The 1,362-nt window shown below is 44.7% G+C and carries 1 protein-coding gene; it reads left to right on the top strand.

The window, feature by feature from the left end; all coding sequences use genetic code 11:
• The first annotated feature begins 89 nt into the window (after positions 1-89).
• Positions 90-1,259, top strand: a complete 1,170-nt coding sequence (locus tag FM107_RS17840; RefSeq protein ID WP_086949842.1) for an IS4 family transposase — start codon at positions 90-92, stop codon at positions 1,257-1,259.
• The last annotated feature ends 103 nt before the right edge of the window (positions 1,260-1,362 follow it).

The following is a 1,362-nucleotide window of genomic DNA, read 5'->3' as shown; positions in this document are numbered from 1 at the left end:
TCAGTAGCGTCCTAAACAAAGAAAAAAATGGCGGTGGATTAATACAGCAGGGATTGCTATATTTAATTCGCTAAAACTACCCAACCGCCATGGTAAATATAAATGTATTTTCTCAGATTCTATCGCTCATAAACCGTGAAGTTTTCAATTTGCTAGTCAGGAAGTATGATTCGGACAAGCACCATAAAGGAATCAACAGCTGGACACATTTGGTGAGCATGCTATTCTGCCATTTATCGTCCGCTGATTCGGTACGTGATATCAGTAATGGGCTTCGTAGCACCACGGGCAACATGCGTCACATGGGAATCAGTCGGGTACCGAGTAAATCTAATCTTTCGTACATGAATGCGCATCGGGATCATTCCTTGTTTCGGGACCTGTACTACCGGCTACTGGATGATTTGTGGCAAAAGCAGACACACCGACGTTCAGAACTACGGCAATTGAAGAGACAGGTCTTCCTGATGGATGCTACGGTAATTCCACTTTGCCTGTCGGTGTTTGATTGGGCGAGGTTCCGTAGTGCCAAGGGCGCTGTAAAACTACATACGATCCTAAACTATGAAGGTTGTATGCCGTCCTTTGTGCACATTACAGATGGCAAAACACATGAAGCTACGGTAGCAAAAACCATCTCTTTCCCCAAAGGCTGTGTCGTGGTAGTCGATCGGGGGTATGTGGACTATGCCTGGATGAACGTTTTGGACAGCAACGAGTGTTTTTTCGTTACACGCAGCAAATCCAACATGAAGTACACCGTTGTGAGGTCATGGAAGAGTGAGGAGCTCCGCGAGGCAGGGATCATTGAAGATCAGATCATTGAGCTAGACGGCACCTCAGCGAGCAGATACGGCGGTAAGAGGATGAGGTTAGTGCGTGTTTTGGACAGCATCAAAAATATCGAATACCAGTTTTTGACCAATAATTTCCAATGGAAACCTCAAACGGTATCTGCACTTTACAAAGAGCGTTGGGAAATCGAGACCTTCTTCAAACATCTCAAGCAGCGCCTTAAGGTGAACAGCTTTGTCGGTACTTCGGAGAATGCGGTGTATATCCAGATATGGACAGCACTGATCGGAATATTGCTCTTTAAATATATTCAGAAGCGGGCGAAATACAGCTGGAATCTGTCCAATCTGGTGAATTTTATTAAACTGAATATCTTCGTCAAGATTGATCTCTGGAAATGGGCCGACGACCCGTTTATTTCCGGCAAACCGCCCGATGAAAAAGGACAGTTTGTGCTGTTCTAAACCGAACAGCGGGGTACATTTGGTGTTAAAAACAAAATCTTCGCTGAAATAGCGATGAAGACGGGCTTTCTGTACCCAAAAAATTATTTAGGACGCTACTGAT

The sequence above is a fragment of the Sphingobacterium sp. JB170 genome, from assembly GCF_900163865.1.
GTDB lineage: Bacteria > Bacteroidota > Bacteroidia > Sphingobacteriales > Sphingobacteriaceae > Sphingobacterium.
The sequence above is the reverse complement of the archived record's forward strand: the minus strand, read 5'-3'. Positions and strand labels throughout refer to the sequence as shown.